The organism is Klebsiella sp. GW_Kp182 (assembly GCF_040062275.1).
Lineage (GTDB): Bacteria > Pseudomonadota > Gammaproteobacteria > Enterobacterales > Enterobacteriaceae > Klebsiella > Klebsiella michiganensis.
In genome coordinates, this window is record NZ_JBEAFQ010000075.1 from 1 (window position 1) to 26,598 (window position 26,598).

The following is a 26,598-nucleotide window of genomic DNA, read 5'->3' on the forward strand; positions in this document are numbered from 1 at the left end:
AGCGCCGCCCCCGGGAGCAGCGCGCAGAGTGGCTGAATTTCCCGGAGGCGATGCTGCGCATCTGTCCGGACTACTGGACCACAGACGGCGGTGAACCCACACACCGGGTTGTGGGTCTACTATTCACCAGCAACAAAAAAAGCCCCATCAAGGGGCTCGACATTGCTGTGTGCTTATTATGTGGCGGGAGCCAGACCAGCCGCCGTCAGGCGACCAGTCCGGCAGCTCCCTCTGCAACCATTCGGTTATTTAGACAGCTCGGCGGTCATATGAACCTGGTTACCGGTATACGCTTCGGTAATGTGGTAAGACTGGCCCTGGTCTTTAGCAATGGCGGCGATTTTGGCTTCGGCGTTGTCCAGCGTATCAGCGGTTACGCTAACAGGCTGAGCGAAGCTAGCGAAAGAGACCAGAGACAGCATACCGGCAGCGGCAAGTAATTTTACGTTTTTCATGGTGTTTGTCCTTTTAACTTTTATGGTGGAAAGCGTTGTTGCTTTCGATGGACTTATAATAAGTCTGCTAACTATAACGCGCGTTGCAAAAAGTGCGATTTAGATCACACTTTTGTGACGGTATGATGACGAATGCCTAACTTTTAATTTTTTATTTCCAATAAAAACAAACAGATGATTTATTCTGCAGCGTCTCTTTCGCCGTAGAAAAAGATCTCAACAGCCGCGCAGTTTTCTCGCCTCGCGTGATTAATTATTTTTAATGTGAATGTATTGGGCGTTTTTTGAACAAATAAGGCGGCGATATTTCGCCCGTCAACGAAGCATTGAGCCAGGGTGAAAAGATACAGTGACCCGCACACAGATTGCGTGAGGACAATGGGATGATTGCCGTACTCTTTGAAGCCGAGGTCACTCCGGCGAGTCAGGAACGTTACTTAGCGCTGGCGGCGGAGCTGAGGCCGCTGCTGAACAATATTGACGGTTTTATTGCCATTGAGCGTTTCCAAAGCCTGACCACACCGGGGAAAATTTTGTCGCTCTCCTGGTGGCGGGATGAGGAAGCGGTGCAGGCGTGGAAACGCAACCTTTGCCATCAGGCTGCGCAGAAAGAGGGGCGGGAGAGCATTTTCGCCTGTTATCACATTCGGGTGGCTCAGGTGCTGCGCGAATACCGTGCTTAACCTGCCCATCCCCGGTACTCTGGCTGCTGTTTGTGGTTAGGGAAAATAAGCGAGGCCCTATGTTGAAACCTGTTGAGCTAATTGAAGACGATGAGTCCCTGGCCGAAGCGATGGCGGCAGTGGCGTCGGCGATGGCGGATGCCTCGCGCCTGAAGATACTGTGCGCCTTAATGGACGGCCGGGCGTGGACGGCGACCGAGCTTTCCGCCGTCGCCGATATTTCCCCTTCGACCGCCAGCGCGCATCTTAGCCGCCTGGTCAACAGCGGTTTATTAATCTGCCTTGCCCAGGGCCGGCATCGCTACTACCGCCTCGCCGGTAGCGATGTCGCCGGTTTGCTGGAGAATATGATGACCATGGCCGGCAATCGCGCGGTGGCGCTCGCAACCAGCACGCCGGTCAATTTGCGCCTGGCGCGCACCTGTTACGATCATCTGGCCGGAGAAATGGCGGTATCGCTGTATGATTTTCTGCAGCGTGAAGCGTGGATAACGCCTGACGGAACGGCGCTGACGCCCGCCGGGGAAGCGCACTTTGCGCGGCTGGGAGTGGTGGTGAAGCGCGGCTCCCGGCGCAAAGCCTGCTGCGGCTGTCTGGACTGGAGCGAACGACGCTTTCATCTTGGGGGAGCGGCGGGCGCGGCGCTGCTGCAGCACGGTCTGGAGAACGGCTGGTTTAGCACTACCGCGGGATTTCGCGAAGTGACGATTACGCCGGCAGGGTGGCGCGCTTTGTATCTGCATTTTCAACTGACGAAAAAGGGAGACTACTGACGGATTAGGATTGTTCTTTCTGTAGAGAAATAACCTTTTATGCCACTATACCCTTCATACTTCGAGTTGCTTATGTGTTGGCTGTGCTCGCTCACCCCAGTCACATAGTTATCTATGCTCCCGGGGACTAATGAGAGGCTCCTGCCTCTCACCAGAGGCCAGCCTTCGGCTGGTCAAATTCGTTCCCGACGAATTTGTCACTCCCTTGCCGCCTTTAAGCAACTCGAATTATTTAGGGTATATATTGTTATATTCCATATCGTCTTTTCCCCTTCAGTGTAAATAACAATAGCTTTGTTTCTTGCTATCAATCCCCAGTAATTAATAGTTGTGAGCTATCTGTTACATTGATTAACAGCTCGTGAACATATGTATATTTGTCAGCGAAAAATAGCATTCTTTGACGCCGACAGCCTTGACGAATTCTTTTATCGAGTTCGTTCCTGACGCCTTAAATATTGCGGCTTCCGGTCAGTCGAAGTTTCTATTAACAGTTGCAAAAGTGAGCATCGCAAATCGCTTCTGACTTTTGTGCGTATTAACTGTTTGCTCATTGATACTTAATTCACTCTGACAAGGAAATGGCAATGAAAAAGGTTCTTCTCTCTGCTGCAATGGCAACTGCGTTTTTTGGTATGGCTGCGGCAAATGCTGCTGATACCAATGTAGGCGGCGGTCAGGTTAATTTCTTCGGTAAAGTTACCGACGTATCTTGTACTGTTTCCGTAAACGGCCAGGGCAGCGATGCGAACGTTTATCTGTCACCAGTGACTTTAACGGAAGTTAAAGCTGCCGCGGCGGATACCTATCTGAAACCGAAATCTTTCACCATCGATGTTTCTGACTGCCAGGCGGCTGATGGCACCAAACAGGATGATGTGAGCAAACTGGGCGTGAACTGGACCGGCGGTAACCTGCTGGCGGGCGCAACCGCTAAACAGCAGGGCTACCTGGCTAACACCGAAGCCGCCGGCGCGCAGAATATCCAGCTGGTTCTCTCCACCGACAACGCCACCGCGCTGACCAACAAAATCATCCCGGGCGACAGCACCCAGCCTAAAGCGGCCGGTGATGCCTCTGCCGTTCAGGATGGCGCGCGCTTCACTTACTACGTCGGCTACGCGACCAGCACCCCGACCACGGTTACCACCGGTGTGGTTAACAGCTACGCGACTTACGAAATTACTTATCAGTAATATCGACTGAGAGATAAAGCCGCCTCGCGCCGGGGCGGTCTATACCCGTCATACTTCGAATGGCACAGGCGTTGGCGACGTTTGCTCACCCCAGTCACTCTCTGGCCGCCTTTCTGTAATTCGAATTATTCAGGGTATACAACAATAATAAAGCGGCCACTGCTGCCGCTTATTTTTTTATTCTGAGGTCAGCATGAAGCGTATTGCCCTTTTTTTCTGTTTCATTTTTAGTTTTGCGGCCCATGCCAATAATATTATTGTTAACGGTACCCGCTTTATTTATCCAGGAAATGAAAAAGAAATAACGGTGCAGCTCTCTAACACCGCCGACCGTCCGGCGCTGGCGCAAGCCTGGCTGGATAACGGTAATGCCGACGCGACGCCGGATACCATTACTACCCCCTTTATTATCACGCCGCCTATTTCCCGCGTTGATGCGAAAAGCGGTCAAACCCTGCGTATTAAGCTCGGCAGTAATGCAGGGCTGGCTAAAGATAAAGAGACGCTGTGGTGGCTGAACCTTCTGGAAATACCGCCGGTTGAGGCCAGCCAGAAAAACGAAGGGCAAAATATTCTGCAGCTGGCGATTCGTTCGCGCTTTAAGTTTATTTATCGCCCTGCCGGGCTAGGCAATCGCGACGCTGCGGCAGAAAAACTGGCGCTCTCCGCTAACGGCAGCAGCCTGTCCGTCAGTAACCCAACGCCCTTTTATATCACCGTAAGCCGTATCTCCCGTAACGGCGGCAAAGCGCTCAACAGCAAAACGGTCATGTTTGCCCCGCAGTCCAGCCAGACCATCGCCCTCTCTTCAGCGGTGAGCAAAGGCGAGACCCTGACCGTTAACAACATTAATGATTATGGTGCAGATGTCGCAGTGAAAGTTACCGTCAAATAAGGGAAACGATCATGAAGCAGAGGTCAATCTGCCCGGGAAGATTAAGCACGGCTATCGCGGTTGCGCTGTGCTGCTTTCCGCCATTTTCCAGCGGACAGGAAAACCCGGGAACGATCTATCAATTTAACGATGGTTTTATCGTCGGCAGTCGCGAAAAGGTCGACCTGTCGCGCTTCTCGACCAGCGCTATCAGCGAGGGCGTCTACTCCCTTGATGTCTATACCAACGGCGAATGGAAAGGGCGCTACGACCTGAAAATCACCGCCGGTAAAGACGGCAAAATGGGCGTCTGCTATACCAAAGCGATGCTGATGCAGTATGGTATTTCGCCGGAAAAATTAAATCCGCAGCTCAGCGAAAAAGAGGGCTTCTGCGGACGCCTGCAGGAGTGGCGTCACGAAGATAACGTCAAAGACACGCTGATTCAGTCCTCCCTGAGACTGGATATTGCCGTACCGCAAATCTACGAAGATCAGCGCCTGAAAAACTTTGTCAGCCCGCAATTCTGGGATAAAGGCGTTGCGGCGCTGAATTTAGGCTGGATGGCCAACGCCTGGAACAGCCATATCTCCTCGGCCAACGGTTCCGATAACAGCAGCGCGTATCTTGGCGTTAACGCGGGCCTGTCGTGGGACGGCTGGCTGCTCAAGCATATCGGTAACCTGAACTGGCAGCAGCAGCAGGGGAAAGCGCACTGGAACAGCAACCAGACCTATCTGCAGCGGCCGATTCCGCAGATTAACTCGATAGTCAGCGGCGGGCAGATTTTTACCAACGGCGAGTTCTTTGACACCATCGGCCTGCGCGGGGTTAACCTGGCGACCGATGACAATATGTTCCCCGACGGAATGCGCTCCTACGCCCCTGAAATTCGCGGCGTGGCGCAAAGCAACGCCCTGGTGACGGTGCGCCAGGGCAGCAATATTATTTATCAGACCACGGTGCCGCCGGGGCCGTTTACCCTGCAGGATGTCTATCCTTCCGGCTACGGTAGCGACCTTGAAGTGTCGGTTAAAGAGGCCGATGGTTCGGTCGAGGTATTTAGCGTACCTTACGCCTCGGTAGCGCAGCTGCTGCGTCCGGGAATGACCCGCTACGCGCTCTCCGCCGGTAAAGTCGACGATAGTTCGCTGCGTAATAAACCGATGCTCTACCAGGGAACCTGGCAGCATGGTTTAAATAACCTGTTTACCGGCTATACCGGCGTCACCGGATTTGATGACTATCAGGCGTTCCTGCTGGGGACCGGGATGAATACCGGCATCGGCGCGCTCTCATTCGACGTGACTCACTCGCGGCTGAAGAGTGATACCCTTGACGAGCACGGTCAAAGCTATCGCGCCACCTTTAACCGCATGTTTACCGAAACCCAGACCAGCATCGTGCTGGCGGCGTATCGCTACTCCACCAAAGGCTACTACAACCTGAACGACGCCCTCTACGCCGTCGATCGGGAGAAGAACTACAACAGCAACTACACCGTGTGGCGCCAGAAAAACGGGATGACCTTTACCGTCAACCAGAACCTGCCGGACGGCTGGGGCGGTTTTTATCTGAGCGGCCGGGTGGCGGATTACTGGAACCGTTCGGGAACGGAGAAGCAGTACCAGTTTAGTTACAACAACATGTACGGTCGGCTTTCGTGGTCGGTCAGCGCCCAGCGCGTCTATACCCCGGATAGCTCCGGCCACCGTCGCGACGATCGCGTGTCACTCAACTTTAGCTACCCGCTGTGGTTCGGTGAAAACCGTACGGCTAACCTGACGTCGAATACCGCGTTTAATAACTCACGCTTCGCCAGTTCGCAGATTGGCGTCAACGGTTCGCTGGATAGTGAAAACAACCTCAACTACGGCGTGTCGACCACGACCTCTACCGGCGGCCAGCACGATGTGGCGCTGAACGGCAGCTACCGTACCCCGTGGACCACGCTGAACGGCAGCTATAGCCAGGGCGAAGGCTATCGCCAGAGCGGCGTAGGCGCCAGCGGGACGCTGATCGCGCATCAGCACGGCGTTGTATTCTCGCCGGAAAGCGGCACCACCATGGCGCTGATCGAAGCGAAAGACGCCGCGGGGGCGATGTTGCCCGGCTCGCCGGGTACCCGCATCGACAGCAACGGCTACGCCATTCTGCCGTATCTGCGGCCTTACCGGATAAATTCCGTTGAAATTGACCCGAAAGGCAGCAACGACGATGTCGCCTTCGGCAGTACCGTGGCGCAGGTGGTGCCGTGGGAAGGGAGCGTGGTCAAGGTCTCCTTCGATACCACGCTGCAGAACAACGTCACTCTGCAGGCGCGTCAGGCAAACGGTCTGCCGCTACCGTTCGCCGCCACGATTTACAACCCCTCCGGGAAAGAGATCGGCGTGGTGGGCCAGGGCAGCATGATGTTTATCAGCGACGCCAGCGCGCCGAAGGCCACGGTTAAGTGGAGCGGCGGACAGTGCTCGGTGGAATTAAGTCAGGAAAAAACAAAGGAAACGCTATGTCGCTAATGAAAAAACTGACGCTTTTTATTGGCTTAATGGCGATGGGGACCACGTCGGCATGGGCGTACTGTACGCGCCTGTCGCAGCCGACGGTTAGCCTCGACATGGTTGTGGGCCGGGTGGTGGTTCCGCCGGATCTGCCGGTAGGCTCGGTGATCGTGTCCCGCGACTGGACCATGTCGGCGCCGGGCGGGGCGAGCTATAGCTGCAGCAGCGGCACTAACCGCTTTGTGGCCAAAATCGTCGCCCCCGGGGCGACCGATCTGGGAAATAAAATTTATTCCACCAACGTGCCCGGGATCGGCCTGCGGTTCAGCCGCGGCGGGGCGACGGTCAATATTATCTACCCTGACACGTTCTCCAGCTACGTCAGCCGGACCACGAATTACTCGCTGGAAGGCTCCCGCTTTACGCTGGAGGTGATTAAAACCGCGAGCGTGACCGGCAGCGGAACCCTGGCGGCAGGTAAGTACACCTCTTACGACTGGGAGAACGGTAATAACCCGATCCTCGAAACCCGCCTGAGCGCCAACGCCATCACCGTGGTATCGCCCTCATGTACCATCCTGAGCGGCAAAAATATGAACGTCGATGTCGGTACCATCAAGCGCAGCGATCTCAACGGCGTCGGCACCACCGCGGGCGGGAAGGATTTTAATATTGAGCTGCAGTGCAGCGGCGGGTTAAGCGAGTCGGGATACGCCAATATCCAGACCTCTTTCTCCGGCACGCTGGCCACCGGCACCACGGTGAGCCGAGGCGCGCTGCTGAACGAAAAATCCGGCTCCTCGTTGGCGAAAGGAATTGGTATCCAGGTCCTGAAAGAGGGCGTACCGCTGGAATTCAACAAGAAATACAGCGTCGGTACGCTGCGCACGCAAGAAACCCGATACATCACCCTGCCTCTGCATGCGCGTTTCTATCAATATGCGCCGACCACCAGTACCGGTGAGGTGGAGTCGCATATGATTTTTAACCTGACGTACGATTAATTCGGGAGGCGGGTATGCGTGATTCAGCACAATATAAAAATAGCAAACGACTCATTCAGCTGGCTCTGATCGGCGGGATGCTGATGGCCTCCCCGGCGTCGGGTTTTGAGACCAACTACGATCGAGGGCGGGTGGATTTTGCCGGGCGGGTGACGGATATCTCCTGTAGCGTGGCGCTGAACGGCGGCAACAACGCGGGGAGCGGCAGCGTCTGGCTGGCGCCGGTCAGCCTGGCCGAAGTACACGATCGCGGCGCCGGGGCATTTATGAAGCCGCAGCCTTTTACGCTGGAACTCTCGAACTGCCAGCTGCGTCACGACGGCGGCGCGGCGGATAAAGACGAGATCCGCCTGGTTAACGTCCGCTGGGTTGACGGCTTTACGGTCAATGCGGTGGGCAATGAAAATGCCGGCTATCTGCGGAATACGCGGGCGGACGGCGCCAGCCATATTTTCCTCGCGCTGTCGACCAATGATAATAATACCCTCGATAAAAGTAATAAAATCGTCCCGGCCGACCCCTTGCAAAACCGGGTGCCGCTGGTCGAAAAAGCGGTCGATGGCGGCGTATTTACCTATTACATCGGCTACGTGACCCCCGCGCCGGAAAAAGCAACCAGCGGCCCGTTGACCAGTTGGGCAACATGGGAGCTCGTTTATAATTGAAGGGGAGAGGGTATTGCGCGAGTATGACTTTTGATGCCGGAGTTATCCGGCATTTATTTATGCGGTGATATCTTCCTGGACCAATTGTTCAATGCTTACTTCCTTCCAGTAGTGTCCCTGAATAGCAAACCATTCCATGCCCTGCAACCAGGCCTTATGCGCTTCGCTTTCTACACCTTCAATAATCACATTATGGTGGTTGCGGGAAAGGAAAGTGACGAGGGCATCCATTAATGGACGACCGGAATCTTTTTGCATTAAAAGCCAGAAGAAGTCTTTATCGATTTTGACATAATCGAAATGATAGTCGCGAATAGCGTGAATACCGGCGTTGCCAGAGCCAAAATCATCGAGCCAGAGCGTAGTGCTTTGCGGGTTATTCCAGGTGGCGAGAGCATTATTCAAAAGATTATGGGAGTTCTCGGTCACTTCAAAATGGACGCAGCCGATTTGGCCGACGAGCGCTTTAATCTCCGGGCGTTGCAATACGTTAAGTATATGGTCATCAACATTAATCGTCGCCGAGATAGCATTTTGCTTAAACCACTGTTTATGTTTTTCAATAAGCGCCAGCTGTTCCATAAAAATGCTTTCGCGTAGTCCCGTATTGGCGTAGCGAAAGAAGTTTTCCGGCGATATAGACAGGCGGTCAAAGCGGCTCAGGCACTCAACGGCGACGAGCGTACCCTTAGGGGAAAACATTTTTTGAAAGACATAACGAACGGATATATCGCTACGTGATAAATTATGCCTGGAAAAAAGAGTTGCGTTCATTATCTCTCGTCAAAAATCAGGTCAGAGGTAAAGAGAGGAGAATATTATAGGTGACCTTTCTACCGATGGGAATGATTATTAATGGCTTATCGCCAATAAATTATCGGGTTTTGATTGGTCACCCACATATTTTGGTTTTAGCACTGATACATATTGACTATGCTTTTGTTCATTATGCGCGAGTTATTCATCCCGAGTTTCTTCATAATATGTACCTTATGGCTGTGGACCGTTTTATGATCAATGTCGAGAAGCACCGCAATCCTTTTACTGTTATTGCAGGCAATAATTAACTCCAGCACCTGAAGTTCCCTGGCGGTCAGCTTGCGGCGGGTGCATAGCCCCTGGCAGCCCTCGGTGGTTAAGGGCCTGCTGATGATGGCTGAGTAATCTGCCAGCGAGGATTTTTCGGTCAGAATCAACAGGTTTTCTAGATCAAGCAGCTCCCGGAACAGGCTGGACAGCTCGCTTTTGACGATCAGCACCAGCAGCGCGCAATGCGCCAGGCGCTTGCGCAAAGTGTTCAGTAATGCGACCGTTGTGGCCGCAGAGATATCTTTATGGATGATATTGATAATAACGGTCGCTGCCGGTGAGGCGCTGACCCCTTTCACAATATCCTGAAATTTCAGGGTGGTGATATCCCTGGCGCGATCAATCATATAATCATGGATTGATTGCCCGATGATATTGTCATCAGTGTAAAGTAATATACTGTCCAATGGTTCAGACTCTCTTTTTTCTCTTGGCTTCCATAATCAAGTCGAGCAGCACTTTCTCTATTCGCTTCTTGTTATCAAGATGGCGAAATTTAAACTGACAAGAAATCTGGTAGTAGCTATCTGACTTCTCGTTATCATCTAAAGTCACCATAACAACATTTTTTATAACTAAATCTACGGTGATTTCGCCATATTCAGCGAGGGCGAGGATAGCGTTCTTGAGGATGGCGTTATGGCTGAGGAATTTCAGATTGGGGCTCCTGGTCATCAGCGCGCAACCGCCGTCCGAAATGTCTTTGATTTCGAATAGATAGTTTTCTCCGTTTTTGTGTCGGCCGTGACAGAAGAATTCGTGCTCGTGGCGCAGACGAAATCGGGGATCGCGCCGGCGTTGTATCACCTGGATACATTCCGGTAAGGTAAAGGCGACCTTCCTGCATTTCCCTTCGCCGCCGGCATAGCTTTTCTTTAGCGTAGAGCAAAACTCGATTTTCCCTGAATCGCTATGCAGAATAAATTTAACTTTATGCCCCGCGGGGATTTTGCTGGTGGTGGAGATATGAAACTCGGCAAAATCTACCCGCGTTAGCTGGGTAATAGTGCTTTTGTTATTAACAAAAACTTCTATCTCCGCCTGCTTTCGGAGCTCTTCCCTGAAAATAGCAATGATTTCATACTTACTCGTCTTTATCGTTCCCTCTGTCATGTGAAATCCTTGTAAATTGTTATTGTGTGTGGTTGATTTTTTATATAGCAATACAAACATTCTGATTGTGTTAACCAGATGTTTTTATGAGCATTTGATGTTGTTAGCTATCTTTGCAGCTAAATTGATTTGTATAAACTTTGAATGAGATATTGTTTTTCCTGTAATCAAGAGTTCGAAAATTTTGGCGAGACAAAAACGACAGAAGCCTCCAATTAGGAGGCCAGTCGAAAAAGTTTAAATCTATGCTTTGCATAGGGTTATCCGTAAGAGAATAAAGCAGATAACGCCTAATTTGTAGGATGTATAGTGCCAGTGGCGTTAAGGTAATTCCAGGCAAATATTGAGGAGAAGGCTTCTGCGAATATCGATCCGCAGAAGCCTGAAATCAGGAGTGGGGCTGGAGATTATCCAGAATGGCTAACGCTTCTGGTGGAAGCGTTAATTGCGCGGCGGCAAGATTCTCGTGCAGATGCTGTAGCGAGGAGGTACCCGGAATGAGCAGGATATTCGGCGAGCGCTGGAGTAGCCAGGCCAGCGCCACCTGCATCGGCGTGGCGTCAAGCGAAGCGGCGACTTCGTTAAGCTCCCGGGCCTGAAGCGGGGTAAAACCGCCGAGGGGGAAAAAGGGCACCCAGGCGATATTTTGCGCCGCCAGCTCGTCGATCAGCGGATCGTCCTGACGGTTCGCCACGTTATATTGGTTCTGAACGCAGACGATTGGCGTCAGTTTTTGCGCATCGCTCACCTGTCTGGCGGTGACGTTACTCAGCCCGATATGGCGAATCAAACCGCGTTCTTTCAGCTCCAGAAGGGTGGTTAAGGGCCCCTCCAGCGAACCTTCAACCGGGCCATGCGTGCCGAGCATACTGCGCAGGTTCACCACCTCAAGCACGTCGAGGCCCAGATTGCGCAGATTGTCCTCCACCGCCGCAGTGAGCTCCGCGGGCGACATCGCGGGCAGCCAGTTGCCTTTATCGTCGCGGCGAGCGCTGACTTTGGTCACGATGCACAGATCGGCGGAATAGGGATGCAGCGCCTGGCGAATGAGCTGATTAGTCACGTGTGGACCGTAAAAATCGGAGGTATCAATATGATTGACGCCCGACTCGACCGCTTCCTGCAGTACGCGGATAGCGGTTTGCGGATCTTTTGGCGGGCCGAAAACGCCGGGCCCCGCAAGCTGCATCGCCCCGTATCCCAGACGATAAACCTGACGATCGCCTAACGTCGCAGTACCGGATAATTTTACGCTGGACATATAAACCCCTGCTTTCCTGGTGTGCAAGGGATAAGTGTATGTCCGTCAGGGAGATTGGTGGGGGGAGAATGTTGGCAGAACGTGCGGCGAGGAAAAGACTCGCCGCACGGAGAGGATTAGCTAAAAAACATCACCGACACGCAGAGTAAACCGACAACCAGGGTAATAAAGCTACCCACCGAGCGGTAGGGCTTCAGCGCCGGAATAAGATACGTGGAGAGGGTTGGCATGATGAACAGGATCATCGCAATAAGCGGGCCGCTGACGGCGTAAATCATTGAGATAGCGTTGGGATTGATAAAGCACACCACGAAGGTCAGCGTCGAAACCAGCAGGATCGACATCGCCCGGTTAAACGCGCGGCTTTTACGAATCCCCGCCTGGGCGAGGGACGTTTTGACGATTTCACTGGCCCCTTCAATCACGCCAAAATAGGTGCCAAGGAACGATTTCGACATCGCCACCACCGCCACAATAATCCCGGTGATCGCCAGCCACGCCGGCGACCCCGGCATCATCGACAGGGCGGAAAGAATCGTGACCCCTTGATGGCGGGCGGTTTCAATATAGCTCGCCGGTATCGACAGCAGGCAGCTGAAGACGAAAAACAGCACGCTGGCGCAGATGAGGGTGTAGGCCACCTTCATGATTTTTTTGCATTTACCCATGGCCTGCTCGCCGTATTTCTCCTGCTGATCGATAGCAAAAGTCGATATGATCGGCGTATGGCTAAAAGCGAAAACCATCACGGGAATCGAGATCCAGATTTGGTGGAACGTGTGCGGGGTCAGCTGCATCTGGCTGGTCAGATAAGCCGGCTGCCAGCTCCCCATTAAATAGATGGAGAGGAACAGGAAACAGGCGATCAGCGGGAAGACTAAAAAGCCCATGACTTTAATCGTGACGTGGCGGCCCATTAAAAAGATCAGATTCAGCACCAGCACCACGCCCAGGCTAAGCAGCGCCCTGACCTGAGAAGTGATGGGCACATGTCTGGAGAGCTGCTCCGCGAGCGAGTTCGTAATGGCGACGGCGTAGATCAGCACCACCACGAAAAAGGCGAGGAAATAGAGGCCGGTAATCAGGCTACCGATCTTTTTACCGTAATAGTGATTAACGGCGCCGGTGATCCCTGCGCCCGGGGCGATGTTGGCGGAGAGAATAAACTGGCTCAGCGCTTTATGCGGCCAGTAGGTTAACGGCCAGGCGACCAGCGCGGTGATGAACAGAACGATAGCGCCCGCGGATCCCAGTTGGATCGGCAAGAATAACGTGCCAGCGCCTACAGCAGTGCCATATAAGGCGAAACTCCAGAGAGTTTCTTCTTTAGACCAAATTTTAGACATTATGCGACTTTATCAACCAGAAAACGAACAAAAAGGAGTGCAATTTATCACATTTATGGATGAGCTGTGGCGATAGTTTCTGGCGCAGAAATGAAGCGGCGGAGCGCCCGTTACCGGCCGGGCGCTTTGCTAAAGATTACTGGCGGGCGGCGATCCGCTGCTGGCGAACCTTGATGACCCGCTCGCGCAGCATATCCCAGACCCAGTTAAAGGCCATGGTGTAGGGCAGGAAGAACAGCATAAAGCCGATTTCCAGCATAAACGCCTGCATCAGCGAAACGCCCAGCACCAGCGCGACCATCGTGACGCCGATAATAATAAAGCCTGATTCGAAGCCGATCGCGTGCAGCGCGCGGACCCGCAGGGTACGGACGACCCGGGTTACCGGCCACAGCCGGTCGAAGAGGGCGTTATAGATAATGTTCCAGACCATCGCCAGCGTCGCGAGCAGGATACTGAGCCCGCCCATTTCAACGACCGAACGCTGCATGAGCCATGCGGCGGTTGGGGCGAGGATCAGCGTCGCCAGTCCTTCAAAGCTTATCGCGTGGATTACCCGTTCCGTCAGCGTTTTGCGCTGGGCGTTGACTTGTTGCATGGCTTGTTGCCTCCGGTCTTTATATGAAATTACCCGGCATTTTATGGATAAATATGATAAACAAAAGATAGTATCCATCGATAAAGTAGATAGTTCATGCGCTATTCTCCCGAAGCTTTAACCGCGTTTGTCGAATCCGTGGCCTGCGGTTCATTCTCTGCCGCGGCGCGGCGGCTGCGCAAAAGCCAGTCCACCATCAGCACCGCAATCGCCAACCTGGAAGCCGATCTTGGCGTGACGTTGTTCGATCGCACCTCCAGACAGCCGACGCTCACGCCGCAGGGCGAACAGGTGTTGAGCTACGTGAAGGCGATTCTGGCGGCCAGCGACAGGCTGGATGAGCTGGCCATTTCGCTGTCTGGCAACACCGAAGCGCGTCTGACCTTTGTGCTCTCCGATACGCTGCATCCCGATGTGCTGGAAGATCTGCTGGCGCAGTTCGATCGTCGTTTTCCGCACACCGAATTTGAGTGTCTGATTGGCGAAGACGACGACGTTATCGATCTGCTGCAAAAGGAGCGGGCGCAGGTGGGGCTGATTGAGGCCAGGGACAGCTACCCGACAGAGATAGGCAGTATCCGGCTGCCGATGCAAACCGAAATGGCTATCTTCGTGGCGCCCCGGCACCCGCTGGCGGCCCAGGGCAGCGTCACCCGCGACGAGCTGTTCAGCTGGCGCGAGCTGCGCCTGAGCACCTATCTGGAAAATACGGCGGAACCGGCGCGCGGTCTGGTATGGTCGGCGCCTAACTATCTGCTGCTGTTCAGCATGGCGGCGCAGGGGTTGGGATGGTGTATTTTGCCCAGCGCGCTGGTGGAGGAGTTCGCCGGGAGCGGAAGCCTGGTGGCGCTGGATATTGCCGGCTGGCCGCGGATGATCTCCACCGATTTGCTGTGGAATAAAAAGGCGCCGCCGGGAGAAGCGGGAAGCTGGCTGCGTCAGCATCTGCAGGGGCACGGGCGCGAATAGGGGCCATTTTTGCCATCGCCGACGATCTTTGTGATTCCCCTCACTTTTTTTAAACAATTGCGAAAATTTTTGATAACAATTCACTACTATGATGCTGTTTCTTTGCGCAGAGGCGGAGCAGAGGTAGAGGATGAAAGATGTCGTAATCGTCGGCGCGTTGCGAACGCCAATCGGCTGTTTTCAGGGCGCGCTGTCGCGTCATTCGGCGGTGGAGCTGGGCAGCGTGGTGGTGAAGGCGCTTGTTGAGCGCAGCGGCGTCGATCCGCAAAGTATTGATGAGGTGATCCTCGGCCAGGTGCTGACGGCAGGAACCGGACAGAATCCGGCGCGTCAGTCGGCGATCCGCGGCGGGCTGCCTAATACCGTTTCTGCTATTACCATCAACGACGTCTGCGGTTCCGGACTGAAGGCGCTGCACCTGGCGACCCAGGCGATTCAGTGCGGCGAAGCGGACGTGGTGATCGCCGGCGGGCAGGAGAATATGAGCCGCGCCCCGCACGTGCTGACCGACAGCCGTACCGGCGCCCAGTTGGGCAATAGCCAGCTTATCGACAGCCTTGTCCACGATGGCCTGTGGGATGCGTTTAACGACTACCATATGGGCGTGACGGCGGAGAACCTGGCGCGCGAGTATGGCATCAGCCGTGAACTGCAGGATGCGTGGGCGCTCAGCTCGCAGCACAAAGCGCGGCGGGCGATTGATTCCGGGCGCTTTCGCGATGAAATCGTGCCGGTGACCAGCGAACTCAACGGTATTCCGCGCCTGGTGGATACCGATGAGCAGCCGCGCGTCGACCCCAGCGCAGAAGCGCTGGCCAGCCTGCTGCCGACCTTTGACCAGCAGGGCTCGGTCACCGCCGGCAATGCCTCAAGCATTAACGATGGCGCGGCGGCGGTGATGATGATGAGCGAAGCTAAAGCCGAGGAGCTGGGGCTGCCGATTCTGGCGCGGATCCGCGCTTTTGCCAGCGTGGGCGTCGATCCGGCGCTGATGGGGATCGCGCCGGTCCATGCCACCCGTCGCTGCCTTGAACGCGCGGGCTGGAAGCTGGATGAAGTCGATCTTATCGAAGCCAACGAAGCCTTTGCCGCTCAGGCCATTTCGGTGGGCAGGGTACTGGAATGGGACGAGCGGCGGGTGAACGTGAACGGCGGCGCCATTGCGCTGGGCCACCCGATTGGCGCTTCCGGCTGCCGCATTCTGGTTTCCCTGGTGCACGAGATGATTAAACGCGATGCCCGCAAAGGGCTGGCCACGCTATGCATCGGCGGCGGCCAGGGCGTGGCGCTGGCGGTTGAACGCGAATAAGCCCTTTCTGATATATACGTTAACTGAGCCTCCCTGTGGAGGCTTTTTTTTGCTTCCCGCCAGGCGTTACCTACCCAAAAACTCCTTTCTGACGCGCTATTTTGTTGAGCGTTGTCACGTCTTTCTGTGCCACCTTTTTTGAAACAAATATTTACGATCGCGATCACTAAAACATTATTGCCTAAAAAATAAAATACGGTTTTATAAAAACGAAACGATATTTTAATTATGAGGGGTAATTTATGTTCGCAAGATCTCTGGCCCTTGCTGCACTCTGTGGCATGTCTTTCGCGGCTTCAGCCGTCACGGTAGATTTACGTCACGAATTCATTGACGGCGGCAAATCGGATAAGAGCAACGCCGACCGCGTCTCCGTCTCCCATCGTTTCGCTAACGGCTTTGGCTTCTCCGTTGAGGCGAAGTGGAAGTCGGGCGGCGATAACACCAGCCAGCCTTATTCAGATTTCGTCGGTAATGGTCATGAAGAGAGCATTACCTGGCAGTGGAAGGCGAATAAAAACTTCTCGGTCACGCCGGGGTTCAATATTGAAAGTAACGATAGCCGCTCGATCTACAAGCCAAACCTGCGCGTGCAGTACAGCTTCGATAATGGCTTCTACGTCGCCGCCCGCTATCGTTACGACTATACCCGCTACCCGGCGAATGCAGGGAAAGATGATGACAAAGTTAACCGCGGCGATGCGTGGGCCGGTTACGTCTTCGGTGACTGGCGTACGGAGCTGAACTACGTTTATGCGCGCAGTACCGAAGGGGTTAAGCGCAACGACAACAAACCGTACTCGCAGGAGTACAACCTCAAGGTTGCCTACAAGCTGGATAAAAACTGGGCACCGTACGGCGAGCTCGGCAACGTTGGCGTCAACGATCGCAGCGACCGCCAGACCCGTTTCCGCGTAGGTGTTGCCTACTCGTTCTAACTTAAAAAATGTCCTCATCGTTTACCCCGGAGCGGTCAGCCGGGGTTTTCCTTTGGTATTAATCCCTCTTCCCGGAGCGGCGCAATGCGCCCCATCGGCACGGAATGTAGCCCGGATAAGCGCAGCGCGATCCGGGGAAAACGCCGGGCATAAAAAAGCCCTCCGAAAGGAGGGCAAGGCCAGTTACAGAAACACTAACTCAAACAGTGGCTAACGCTATGCCTTCAGCATCTCAGGCTGGGGCGGCAGCTTCGCGATATACACGGCAGGTTTGCCGTCTTTATCGGAGCTGAACAAAATGGCGCTATCGTCCGGCGTAAAGGACGGGTGCGGGTGGGTAACCTGGCGACTATTGGCCACGGTTGCCCAGGAGGTATCGTGACGCGCAACGCGGAAATAGGCCTGCTTCGCGACATCGAAAGCGTACAGATACGGGTCGTTATCAATGGTGTAGCCGCTGGTGTCTTTGACGTCCACCGGGGTACCGGAACCATCGCCAACCAGCATCGTGCCGTCAAAGTTACTCATCAGATGCGAACAGGCGGGCATCTGCATCACCGCTTCATTAACGCCGGTATCCGGGTTGAAGCTGTAAATTGTCCGGCCCTGCTGGCCCTTCAGATAAGAGACGTACACCAGCGCGGAGCCGTTCGGTACCCAGAATTCGTGGGTGCAGCTTTCGCCTTCCGCATGCGCTTTGACTTTACGCACGTTGCTACCGTCTTCATTTACCATCCACATCCGCGCATCGACCAGGTCATGCGGCCCTTCATGGCAGAAGGCGACGGTATGGTCATCAAACGGACGATAAATCGGATGGCCCAGCCATTTCTTCTCTTCGTGGATCACGCTGCTTTCGCCGGTTTGCAGGTCGACGCGCAGCAGGCGGCAGTGGGGGCCTTTGTGGAAGAAATCGTGGAAAATCTGCCAGTCGTTGAGCGGCGTCCAGTCGCTTTTGGCAATCTCGATGCCAACCAGTTTGGTGCAATCGCTGTTGGCCACCCAGGTACCGTAGCCCACCCAGTCATCGGCGACGCGATACACTTCACGCTCTTGCAGCGTGGTGAGGTTAACCTCCAGCAGCGTACGGTCGTTCTTCACGTAATAAAGGGATTTATCATCCGGAGAAAGGAAACCACCAAACGTGTTATCACCGGCGCCTTCCGTTAGCTGCACCGCCTCGGCCTTTGCGAGGTCCAGCAGATAGTAGTTCCAGTTGCCGTCGAATTCGCCGGCAAACAGCAGGTGGCTGCCATCGTTAAAAAAACACTTCTGATAGAAATAGTTACGATGACAGGTTACTTCCGGTGGGGTTAAGCGGGTGATCTCCGCGCCGGTGTCCGGATCGCGGCTGACGTCATAATTCAGTTTAACCCGCATGCCTTTAGCCATGATGTACTCCTTTTCCTTCCTGAGATGTCGCCCGCCTGCGTTGACCGGCCAGTGGAAGTAGATTTAAAAGATGGGTGTTAATTTATCAAAACATCGTTTCATTATTTGTGATGACGGACGCAATTCGCAACAACTTCTTGCTATAGATCGCCTTTTTTTGCTGACAGTACGGCCGGTATCCCCGCGCTCTTTGTTTTCTTGCCGTTTTTTTTCGATCCGCCGTCTTTTTTTAAAGTTTGAATAACTCATTGTATTTTATTGAATTAAATAGGAGTTTCACGGTTTATCAATCACCGCTTCGTGATCTGTTTTGCATTTTTAACATTTAACACTCTTAAAATTGAAACGATGTTTTAATAATAATTGAAAATGACTTTAGCCGGGGCTAAGATGTGCTCACTGTAAAACGGAACTCTGTTTTATTTTTAGAAGGGGCAATCCCTGCGAGTTCTTCAAACCATAAGGGTCTGCACAAGCCGCAGGCTGGACTATCAGAACCTTGCCTGTACCTACACAGGCTCTGAAAGATTAAGGAACCAAGTATGATTCTCGACGCATTCTCCCTGCAGGGCAAAGTAGCCGTGGTGAGCGGTTGTGATACGGGTCTGGGCCAGGGCATGGCGGTGGGCCTGGCGGAAGCCGGTTGCGATATCGTGGGTATCAATATTGTTGAACCGACGGAAACTATTGAGCGCGTCACGGCGCTGGGCCGTCGTTTTCTCAGCCTGACCGCCGATCTGCGCCAGATTGACGGTATCCCGCAGCTGCTGGAGCGCGCGGTGGCGGAGTTCGGCCATATCGACATCCTGGTTAACAACGCCGGCCTGATTCGTCGCGAAGACGCGATCGAATTCAGCGAGAAAAACTGGGACGACGTGATGAACCTGAACATTAAGAGCGTGTTCTTTATGTCTCAGGCGGCGGCGAAGCACTTTATTGCCCAGGGTACCGGCGGCAAGATTATCAATATTGCCTCGATGCTCTCTTTCCAGGGCGGGATCCGCGTACCTTCCTACACGGCGTCAAAAAGCGCGGTGATGGGCGTGACTCGTCTGCTGGCGAACGAGTGGGCGAAGCACGGCATCAACGTCAACGCGCTGGCGCCGGGCTATATGGCGACCAACAATACCCAGCAGCTGCGCGCCGACGAACAGCGCAGCAGCGAGATCCTCGACCGTATCCCGGCGGGACGCTGGGGTCTGCCGAGCGACCTGATGGGGCCGGTGGTCTTCCTGGCCTCCAGCGCTTCTGACTACATCAATGGCTACACCGTCGCGGTGGATGGCGGCTGGCTAGCGCGCTAATATTTGCCGCGTTATCAGCGCAAAATAGAACCCTGCTTCGGCAGGGTTTTTTTATGTCTGAATAACAATTGTCCATATGATGAAACTGAAATAGTCCATATGGTTTATTTGTTTTTGAGGTAAGTATCTATATGTAACAGGGGTTGTTGAAGATGAAATGCTTATTTTCTGCTCTTATGAAAGTTGAATGTCCATCACAAAACCATTGCCTGTAGCAACTTAATCCATATCTTTGGCGTGTCCTGCCTGACACCTTACGCCGCCGATCCCGTAGTTTCATCGTATGTCTTACTTCGTCTGGCAGGAAAAAAATGACCACTCTCAGTCACGACTCTACAACCATGCCGCGTACGCAGCGCGATACCCGGCGCATGAATCAGTTTGTCTCCATTGCCGCCGCGGTGGCAGGATTGCTGTTTGGCCTCGATATCGGGGTGATTGCCGGGGCGCTGCCCTTTATTACCGACCATTTTGTTTTATCCAGCCGCCTGCAGGAGTGGGTGGTGAGCAGCATGATGCTGGGAGCCGCCATCGGCGCGTTATTTAACGGCTGGCTCTCTTTCCGCCTCGGGCGCAAATACAGCCTGATGGTGGGGGCGGTGCTGTTCGTTGCCGGCTCCGTGGGCTCCGCGTTTGCGACCAGCGTCGAAATGCTGCTGGTGGCAAGGATCGTTCTCGGGGTCGCCGTGGGGATCGCCTCTTATACCGCGCCGCTGTACCTGTCGGAAATGGCGAGCGAAAACGTGCGCGGCAAGATGATCAGTATGTATCAGCTGATGGTGACGCTGGGTATCGTGATGGCGTTTCTCTCCGACACCGCGTTCAGCTATAGCGGCAACTGGCGGGCGATGCTTGGCGTACTGGCGCTGCCGGCGGTGGTGCTGATTATTCTGGTGATCTTCCTGCCGAACAGCCCGCGCTGGCTGGCGGAAAAAGGGCGTCACGTGGAAGCGGAAGAGGTGCTGCGGATGCTGCGCGACACGTCAGAAAAAGCCCGTGACGAGCTCAACGAGATCCGCGAAAGCCTGAAGCTGAAGCAGGGCGGCTGGGCGCTGTTTAAGGTCAACCGCAACGTGCGGCGGGCGGTATTCCTCGGCATGCTGTTGCAGGCGATGCAGCAGTTTACCGGTATGAATATCATCATGTACTACGCGCCGCGCATCTTTAAAATGGCGGGCTTCACCACCACCGAACAGCAGATGGTCGCGACCCTGGTGGTTGGCCTGACCTTTATGTTCGCTACCTTTATCGCCGTCTTTACCGTCGATAAGGCCGGACGTAAGCCGGCGCTGAAAATCGGTTTTAGCGTGATGGCCATCGGCACGCTGGTGCTGGGCTACTGTCTGATGCAGTTTGATAACGGCACCGCCTCCAGCGGTCTCTCCTGGCTGTCGGTGGGGATGACCATGATGTGTATTGCCGGCTATGCGATGAGCGCCGCGCCGGTGGTGTGGATCCTGTGTTCGGAAATTCAGCCGCTGAAGTGCCGCGATTTCGGTATCACCTGCTCAACCACCACCAACTGGGTGTCGAACATGATTATCGGCGCGACCTTCCTGACGCTGCTGGACGCGATCGGCGCGGCAGGAACCTTCTGGCTTTACACCGCGCTGAACGTCGCCTTTATCGGCGTGACGTTCTGGCTGATCCCGGAAACCAAAAACGTCACCCTGGAGCATATTGAACGCAGGCTGATGTCCGGCGAGAAGCTGCGCAATATCGGCAATTAATTACAACGACTCGCGCGGCAGCCACGGGCTGGTTACTTTCACCGTCTCCCGATGGCTGTCGCCGTTAATAATGTGCTGGGCGCTCAGGCGCCCGATATCATAGTGCGGTAGCTGCACCGTTGAGAGCGACGGGAAAAACAGATCGCCAATCCCCACCATATTGTCATAACCCACCACCGCCACATCCTGCGGAATGCGCAGCCCGCGCGCCAGCAGCGTCTGATAGACCATAAACGCGATGCGGTCGTTGCCGCAAATCACCGAGTCGAACTGCGGCTTGCGCTGTTGAATATGGGCCAGCACGACAGCGGGAATATCGCGATAGTGCTCATCGCCGTAGGCCATATAGCAGTGAGCGAGCGTATCCGGGTCAACACCCGCTTCCCGGCAGGCGCGTTCCAGCCCCTGACGGCGGCGGACGGTCGCCAGATGATTCGCCGGCAGATGCAGGCACAGCGGCCGGCGATAGCCCGCGGCCAGTAGAGCCTGCACCGCCGTATACTGACCCTGTTCGTCGTCCGGGATATAGCTGGCCACCGGGTCGTGCAGGCTTTCGCAGTTGGCCAGCACGCAGGGGAGGGTTAACAGCTTGGCCGGTAGCGGTACCTGACGCAGACCCATCGTGGTGTAGATAATGCCGTCCGGACGATGGGAGAGCAGCAGGTCGACGATAGCGTCCGGGCTATCGTCAGAGAACATGTTGACCACGAAGCTGTTCCAGCCGTGCGCTCGCGCGGTCTCTTCGATGGAGAGCGTAATCTCCACCGAAAACGGCGTGGTGACGGTATCCAGCGCCAGTACACCGATGGTGTTTGGCGTCGCGTGAGCGCCGCGGATTTTCTTCGCCGACAGGTCGGGGACGTAGTTGGTCTCTTCGATAGCCGCCTGGACCCGAGCCAGGGTCTCCGGCTTGAGCCTTTCCGGGCTATTAAGCGCCCGGGAGACCGTCATTAGCGAGACATTCGCCAGCTTTGCTACATCCTTCAGAGATGCCATATTAAGTGCTCCACCCTTGCCGCCAGCAGCGGGGTCAACTAAGTTACTGATGTAAAAGGATCATACAATATTCTATCGTACACGTAGCGCGAGCGAAGAAGATGAATATTTGATCGAGATCTCATCTCCTTTATGTTAACGTTAACTTTTGTGATTAACATCATGAATCGCAACAAAACGAAGTGAGTTTCGCTTTTTGTTAACGTTACCATAATAGCATTACTCCAACATGAGAATGTCATGATGAAAGCGCATCACTCTCACAGCTATCCGTTACTCAGTGCGTTACTCTTTTTCTTTTTCGTGACCTGGTCCTCTTCAGGTTCGCTGCTCTCTATCTGGCTACATCAGGAAGTGGGACTTAAGCCGGGGGATACGGGAATTATCTTCTCAGTGCTTTCCGTCTCCGCGCTTTTCGCCCAGGTGTGCTACGGCTTTATTCAGGACAAACTCGGCCTGCGTAAAAATTTGCTCTGGTACATCACCGTACTGCTGATCCTCTCCGGCCCGGCCTATATGGCGTTTGGCTACCTCCTCAAAATTAACGTCTTACTCGGCAGCATCTTCGGCGGGATTTATATCGGACTGACCTTTAACGGCGGTATCGGCGTGCTGGAATCCTACACCGAGCGCGTCGCGCGCCAGAGCCAGTTTGAATTCGGCAAGGCGCGGATGTGGGGCTCGCTGGGCTGGGCGGTGGCGACCTTCTTCGCCGGTTTGTTGTTCAACATTAACCCGCACTTAAACTTCGCGGTGGCCAGCTGCTCCGGACTGGTCTTTTTTTTCCTACTGGCGCGACTGCGGGTCTCTTCCGCGCCGCATGCCATGCAGGAGGCGGTATCCGGCGGTAAAGTCACGCTGGAAGACGCCCTGCGTCTGCTGACCCTGCCGCGCTTTTGGGCGTTGGTCTTCTTCGTCATCGGCACCTGTATCTACGGCGTTTATGACCAGCAGTTCCCGGTCTACTTCTCTTCCCAGTTCCCGACCCTGCAGGAAGGCAACGCGATGTACGGCTACCTGAACTCGTTCCAGGTGTTCCTGGAAGCCGCCGGTATGTTCTGCGCACCGTGGCTGGTTAACCGCGTCGGCGCGAAAAACGGCCTGATCTTCGCCGGAATGGTGATGGCCATGCGTATGGTGGCTTCCGGGCTGGTGGAGGGGCCGCTGCTGATCTCCATCACCAAGCTGCTCCACGCCGTCGAACTGCCGATACTGCTGGTATCTATCTTTAAATACAACAGCTTAAACTTCGACAAGCGTCTTTCATCCACGCTGTATCTGGTCGGCTTTGCCTGCACCAGCTCGGTTATCGCGACGGTTCTGTCGCCGCTCGCTGGCTATAGCTATGAGAAATACGGCTTCGCCCAGTCCTATCTGATTATGGGACTGCTGGTGTTCTGCACCACCTTTATCTCCATCTTCTTGTTGCGCTCCAGTAAGTCCTCTTCGGACCCGCTAATGCCGCAAACTTCCGCTATCTGAATCAAAAGAGTAATGAATATGACGTATTCAATTTCCCGGGCTGAGCAAGAACTGCAGGCTAAACATGAACAGCTGAACCTGCGCTGGTATCCGCGCTATCACCTGGCCGCCCGTGCGGGCTGGATCAACGATCCCAATGGCCTGGTCTGGTTTGACGGCTGGTACCACGCGTTTTACCAGCACCATCCGTACTCCACCAAATGGGGGCCGATGCACTGGGGCCACGCGCGCAGTAAAGATCTGGTGCACTGGGAGCATCTGCCGGTGGCGCTGGCCCCGGAAGGCCCGGAGGATAAAGACGGCTGCTTCTCCGGCTCCGCGGTGGTGGATGGCGATACGCTGGCATTGATTTATACCGGGCATAAATTTCATGGCGATCCCAGCGATGAAGCCAACCTTTATCAGGTGCAATGTCTGGCTACCAGCCGCGACGGCATTCACTTCGAGCGCCAGGGGATCGTGGTCGACACTCCGCCGGGCATGCACCATTTCCGCGACCCGAAAGTGTGGCGAGAAGGGGACAGCTGGTACATGATCGTTGGCGCTCGCGATGGCGACACCGGCCAGGTGCGGCTGTATCGTTCAGCCGATCTGCGCCAGTGGCAGGATGCTGGCGTCCTCGATGAGGCGGAAAAAGAGATGGGCTACATGTGGGAATGCCCGGACTTCTTCGCCCTCAACGGCAAGCATATTCTGATGTTCTCTCCGCAGGGGCTGGCGGCTAAAGGCTATCAAAACCGCAACCTGTTCCAGAGCGGCTATCTGCTCGGTGAATGGCGGCCGGGGCAGGCGTTTGTGCGTGAGGGCGAGTTTGTGGAAATGGATCACGGCCACGACTTTTATGCCCCGCAAAGCTTCCTCACTCCCGACGGCCGCCGCATTGTCATCGGCTGGCTGGATATGTGGGAGTCGCCGCTGCCGGAGCAGCAGGACGGCTGGGCAGGCATGCTGTCGCTGCCGCGTGAACTGAGCCTGAGCGCGGATAATCGACTGCAGATGCGTCCGGCGAAAGAGGTCGAGAGCATGCGCGGCGCCAGCTTCCCGTGGCCGGTGACGACCCTGAAAAACCAGCAGACCACGATGGTGGAGAACTGCGAAGCGATGGAGGTGATCCTGCACTGGGATGGCCTGAACAGCAGCGCCGAGCAGTATGGCCTGAGCTTCGGCGAAGGTTTGCGCGTTTACGTGGATGCGCAGATGCAGCGCCTGGTGCTCGAGCGGCACTATCCGCAGCATGGCCTGTGCGGCACCCGCAGCGTCCCGTTGAATGAAGGCGCCGATCTGAAGCTAAGGATATTCTTCGATAGCTCTTCCGTCGAAGTGTTTGTTAATGATGGCGAGGCCTGTCTTAGCAGTCGTATATATCCGGATGCCGAACGTCGCGAATTGGCTTTATTTGCCTGGAGCGGTTCGGCTTATTTAACCGAAGCCGGCGCCTGGCAGCTGGAATAAGTTTTACTGAATGGTTGTTAATAACCCGTCTTCGACGGTGGACGGGTTATTATTGTCGAGCTTTACCCATAAATAAAAAATACTATTTAACTAAATAATAAAGGGTTATTCCGATGAATAAAATCTGGGTCGGGTGTGTTCTGACGTCTTTATTTACCCCTCTGGCTAATGCACAGGCGCCGCTATCCCTTGAGGAGCGGCTGGCGCAAATGGAACAACGGCTAAAGGCGACAGAGCAGCGGGCGGCCAGCGCGGAGGCGGAAATCCGCGCGCTAAAAAAACAGGAGGCACAAGCGACGACGGTGGCCAGCGCCGCACCGGCTAAACCCGCTTTACAACTTAATGATTATGGTGAATTAAAATTCTATGGCGACGTTGAGTTTAATATGGACGGCGCCAGCCGCACCGGTAGCCTGACGTCGGTGAAAACCAGCGCCAATAAAAACTGGGCGCCGGGAGATAAAGAGCGCTGGGATATTAACGGCCGTATTCTTCTGGGCTTTGATGGATTACGCAAAGGGGCTAACGGTAAATATGCCGGATTCAGCGTGCAGCCGCTGGCGTATATGAACGGTAAAATGAATCTTGATGATGCGGCCTTTTTCTTTGGTCAGCAGGATGACTGGAAAATTAAAATCGGTCGCTTCGAAGCCTACGATATGTTCCCGCTAAATCAGGATACGTTTGTTGAATATTCCGGCAACACGGCGAACGATCTGTATAGCGACGGCTACGGCTATATTTATATGATGAAAGAGGGGCGCGGACGCAGCAGCAGCGGCGGCAACTTCCTGCTGAGTAAAAATCTCGATAACTGGTATTTTGAGGTGAATACGCTGGTGGAGGACGGCAGCTCGCTGTTCGTGGACCAGAATTATCACGGCAACGCGCTGGATAACCGTAAAAATGTGGTTTACGTGCGTCCGGTCGCGGCCTGGCAATCCGGCGCCTGGTCGGTGGCGGCAGCGATGGAGAGTAACCTCGTTAATAATGCTTACGGTTATGAGAATCAGAATGGACGTTGGGTCGATCAGTCCAGCCGCACCGGCTACGGCATGACGATGAGCTGGAACACGCTGAAAACCGATGCCGAGGACGGGGCGGTGGTGAACTTAAGCACCGCGTATCTGGACGCGGCGGATGAAAAGGATTTCAGCGCCGGTATCAATGCGTTATGGCATCGCGTGGAGCTGGGCTATATCTATGCGCATAACAAAATCGACCAGTTTAATATGTCCGGCGTCAACGCGGAGTGCGATAGCGACTGCGCGATTCTGGCGCCGGGGCGCTACGACATTCACACCATTCATACCTCATGGCATCTGCCGAATATTATGGATATGCCGAACTTTAATATTTATCTCGGGGCCTATGCGTCATGGCTCGATTCATCGGCAGCGAAAAGCGGCAATACCGATGAACGCTACGGCGCGCGGGTGCGGTTTAAATATTTCTTCTGACGGTCTTC

24 protein-coding genes are annotated in these 26,598 nt (G+C 54.6%); 15 read left to right on the forward strand and 9 right to left on the reverse strand.

Annotation, left to right across the window (positions count from 1 at the left end):
- Positions 1-245: 245 nt before the first annotated feature.
- Positions 246-455: a YdgH/BhsA/McbA-like domain containing protein gene (locus ABLU88_RS27425; RefSeq protein ID WP_014226701.1), complete on the reverse strand. Its 210-nt coding sequence runs from the start codon at positions 453-455 to the stop codon at positions 246-248.
- Positions 456-838: 383 nt separating this feature from the next.
- Between ABLU88_RS27425 and ABLU88_RS27430 the strand changes: the two genes are divergently transcribed.
- The 7 genes from ABLU88_RS27430 to ABLU88_RS27460 all read left to right on the forward strand — a co-directional run bounded on the left by ABLU88_RS27430 (position 839) and on the right by ABLU88_RS27460 (position 8,151).
- A complete protein-coding gene (locus ABLU88_RS27430; protein ID WP_348838707.1) occupies positions 839-1,138 on the forward strand; it encodes an antibiotic biosynthesis monooxygenase in 300 nt (99 codons plus the stop codon).
- A 59-nt stretch (positions 1,139-1,197) separates the two neighbouring features.
- On the forward strand, positions 1,198-1,911 hold the full coding sequence (locus tag ABLU88_RS27435) for a winged helix-turn-helix domain-containing protein (RefSeq protein WP_348838709.1): 714 nt from the start codon (positions 1,198-1,200) through the stop codon (positions 1,909-1,911).
- A 587-nt stretch (positions 1,912-2,498) separates the two neighbouring features.
- On the forward strand, positions 2,499-3,107 hold the full coding sequence (gene mrkA / locus ABLU88_RS27440) for a type 3 fimbria major subunit MrkA (protein ID WP_001493056.1): 609 nt from the start codon (positions 2,499-2,501) through the stop codon (positions 3,105-3,107).
- 193 nt (positions 3,108-3,300) lie between these two features.
- Positions 3,301-4,002 carry a molecular chaperone gene (locus tag ABLU88_RS27445; RefSeq protein ID WP_000820820.1) on the forward strand — a complete coding sequence of 234 codons (702 nt, stop codon included), beginning with the start codon at positions 3,301-3,303 and terminating at the stop codon, positions 4,000-4,002.
- 11 nt (positions 4,003-4,013) lie between these two features.
- Complete coding sequence (locus ABLU88_RS27450) at positions 4,014-6,500, forward strand: fimbria/pilus outer membrane usher protein (RefSeq protein ID WP_047722956.1); 2,487 nt, start codon at positions 4,014-4,016, stop codon at positions 6,498-6,500.
- Positions 6,491-7,486 (forward strand): fimbrial protein, encoded by a 996-nt coding sequence (locus ABLU88_RS27455; protein ID WP_004124708.1) that lies wholly within the window; start codon positions 6,491-6,493, stop codon positions 7,484-7,486. Before ABLU88_RS27450 ends, ABLU88_RS27455 begins: the two co-directional genes overlap by 10 nt.
- Positions 7,487-7,563: 77 nt before the next feature.
- Entirely contained in the window at positions 7,564-8,151 is a 588-nt protein-coding gene (locus ABLU88_RS27460) for a type 1 fimbrial protein (protein WP_142395354.1), read from the forward strand.
- A gap of 57 nt (positions 8,152-8,208) precedes the next feature.
- Here ABLU88_RS27460 and ABLU88_RS27465 read toward each other — a convergent pair whose 3' ends face one another.
- The 6 genes from ABLU88_RS27465 to ABLU88_RS27490 form a co-directional block, all read right to left on the reverse strand.
- Complete coding sequence (locus tag ABLU88_RS27465; protein ID WP_049072086.1) at positions 8,209-8,925, reverse strand: EAL domain-containing protein; 717 nt, start codon at positions 8,923-8,925, stop codon at positions 8,209-8,211.
- Between the two features lie 137 nt (positions 8,926-9,062).
- Entirely contained in the window at positions 9,063-9,647 is a 585-nt protein-coding gene (locus ABLU88_RS27470; RefSeq protein WP_348838713.1) for a LuxR C-terminal-related transcriptional regulator, read from the reverse strand.
- 4 nt (positions 9,648-9,651) lie between these two features.
- Positions 9,652-10,353, reverse strand: a complete 702-nt coding sequence (locus ABLU88_RS27475) for a PilZ domain-containing protein (RefSeq protein WP_348838715.1) — start codon at positions 10,351-10,353, stop codon at positions 9,652-9,654.
- Positions 10,354-10,741: 388 nt separating this feature from the next.
- The gene (locus ABLU88_RS27480) at positions 10,742-11,614 is read right to left on the reverse strand and encodes an aldo/keto reductase family oxidoreductase (RefSeq protein WP_025107399.1); all 873 of its coding nucleotides are present in this window, start codon (positions 11,612-11,614) and stop codon (positions 10,742-10,744) included.
- A 116-nt stretch (positions 11,615-11,730) separates the two neighbouring features.
- Positions 11,731-12,960, reverse strand: a complete 1,230-nt coding sequence (locus ABLU88_RS27485) for an amino acid permease (protein WP_032720123.1) — start codon at positions 12,958-12,960, stop codon at positions 11,731-11,733.
- 136 nt (positions 12,961-13,096) lie between these two features.
- Positions 13,097-13,558, reverse strand: coding sequence for a multidrug/biocide efflux PACE transporter (locus ABLU88_RS27490; protein WP_009651689.1), 462 nt, complete (start codon positions 13,556-13,558; stop codon positions 13,097-13,099).
- Positions 13,559-13,654: 96 nt separating this feature from the next.
- On the opposite strand from ABLU88_RS27490, the gene ABLU88_RS27495 reads away from it, so the two are divergent.
- From ABLU88_RS27495 to ABLU88_RS27505, 3 genes are all read left to right on the forward strand, one after another.
- Positions 13,655-14,527, forward strand: a complete 873-nt coding sequence (locus ABLU88_RS27495; RefSeq protein ID WP_014226691.1) for a LysR family transcriptional regulator — start codon at positions 13,655-13,657, stop codon at positions 14,525-14,527.
- 130 nt (positions 14,528-14,657) lie between these two features.
- On the forward strand, positions 14,658-15,836 hold the full coding sequence (locus tag ABLU88_RS27500) for an acetyl-CoA C-acetyltransferase (RefSeq protein ID WP_009651683.1): 1,179 nt from the start codon (positions 14,658-14,660) through the stop codon (positions 15,834-15,836).
- Between the two features lie 242 nt (positions 15,837-16,078).
- Positions 16,079-16,774 carry a porin gene (locus ABLU88_RS27505; protein WP_032720124.1) on the forward strand — a complete coding sequence of 232 codons (696 nt, stop codon included), beginning with the start codon at positions 16,079-16,081 and terminating at the stop codon, positions 16,772-16,774.
- Positions 16,775-16,990: 216 nt separating this feature from the next.
- On the opposite strand, the gene ABLU88_RS27510 is transcribed toward ABLU88_RS27505, so the two are convergent.
- Positions 16,991-18,166 carry an oligogalacturonate lyase family protein gene (locus tag ABLU88_RS27510; RefSeq protein WP_004853909.1) on the reverse strand — a complete coding sequence of 392 codons (1,176 nt, stop codon included), beginning with the start codon at positions 18,164-18,166 and terminating at the stop codon, positions 16,991-16,993.
- A gap of 542 nt (positions 18,167-18,708) precedes the next feature.
- Here ABLU88_RS27510 and kduD point away from each other — a divergent pair.
- Both kduD and ABLU88_RS27520 read left to right on the forward strand, forming a co-directional pair.
- The gene (gene kduD, locus ABLU88_RS27515; protein WP_004124661.1) at positions 18,709-19,470 is read left to right on the forward strand and encodes a 2-dehydro-3-deoxy-D-gluconate 5-dehydrogenase KduD; all 762 of its coding nucleotides are present in this window, start codon (positions 18,709-18,711) and stop codon (positions 19,468-19,470) included.
- A 311-nt stretch (positions 19,471-19,781) separates the two neighbouring features.
- A complete protein-coding gene (locus ABLU88_RS27520; protein WP_014226687.1) occupies positions 19,782-21,200 on the forward strand; it encodes a sugar porter family MFS transporter in 1,419 nt (472 codons plus the stop codon).
- On the opposite strand, the gene ABLU88_RS27525 is transcribed toward ABLU88_RS27520, so the two are convergent.
- Positions 21,201-22,196, reverse strand: coding sequence for a LacI family DNA-binding transcriptional regulator (locus tag ABLU88_RS27525; RefSeq protein ID WP_025107403.1), 996 nt, complete (start codon positions 22,194-22,196; stop codon positions 21,201-21,203).
- Positions 22,197-22,436: 240 nt separating this feature from the next.
- Here ABLU88_RS27525 and ABLU88_RS27530 point away from each other — a divergent pair, with 240 nt between their 5' ends.
- From ABLU88_RS27530 to ABLU88_RS27540, 3 genes are all read left to right on the forward strand, one after another.
- Complete coding sequence (locus ABLU88_RS27530; RefSeq protein WP_064358516.1) at positions 22,437-23,678, forward strand: MFS transporter; 1,242 nt, start codon at positions 22,437-22,439, stop codon at positions 23,676-23,678.
- A gap of 18 nt (positions 23,679-23,696) precedes the next feature.
- On the forward strand, positions 23,697-25,130 hold the full coding sequence (locus ABLU88_RS27535) for a glycoside hydrolase family 32 protein (RefSeq protein ID WP_348838722.1): 1,434 nt from the start codon (positions 23,697-23,699) through the stop codon (positions 25,128-25,130).
- 113 nt (positions 25,131-25,243) lie between these two features.
- A complete protein-coding gene (locus ABLU88_RS27540) occupies positions 25,244-26,590 on the forward strand; it encodes a carbohydrate porin (RefSeq protein WP_348838724.1) in 1,347 nt (448 codons plus the stop codon).
- The last annotated feature ends 8 nt before the right edge of the window (positions 26,591-26,598 follow it).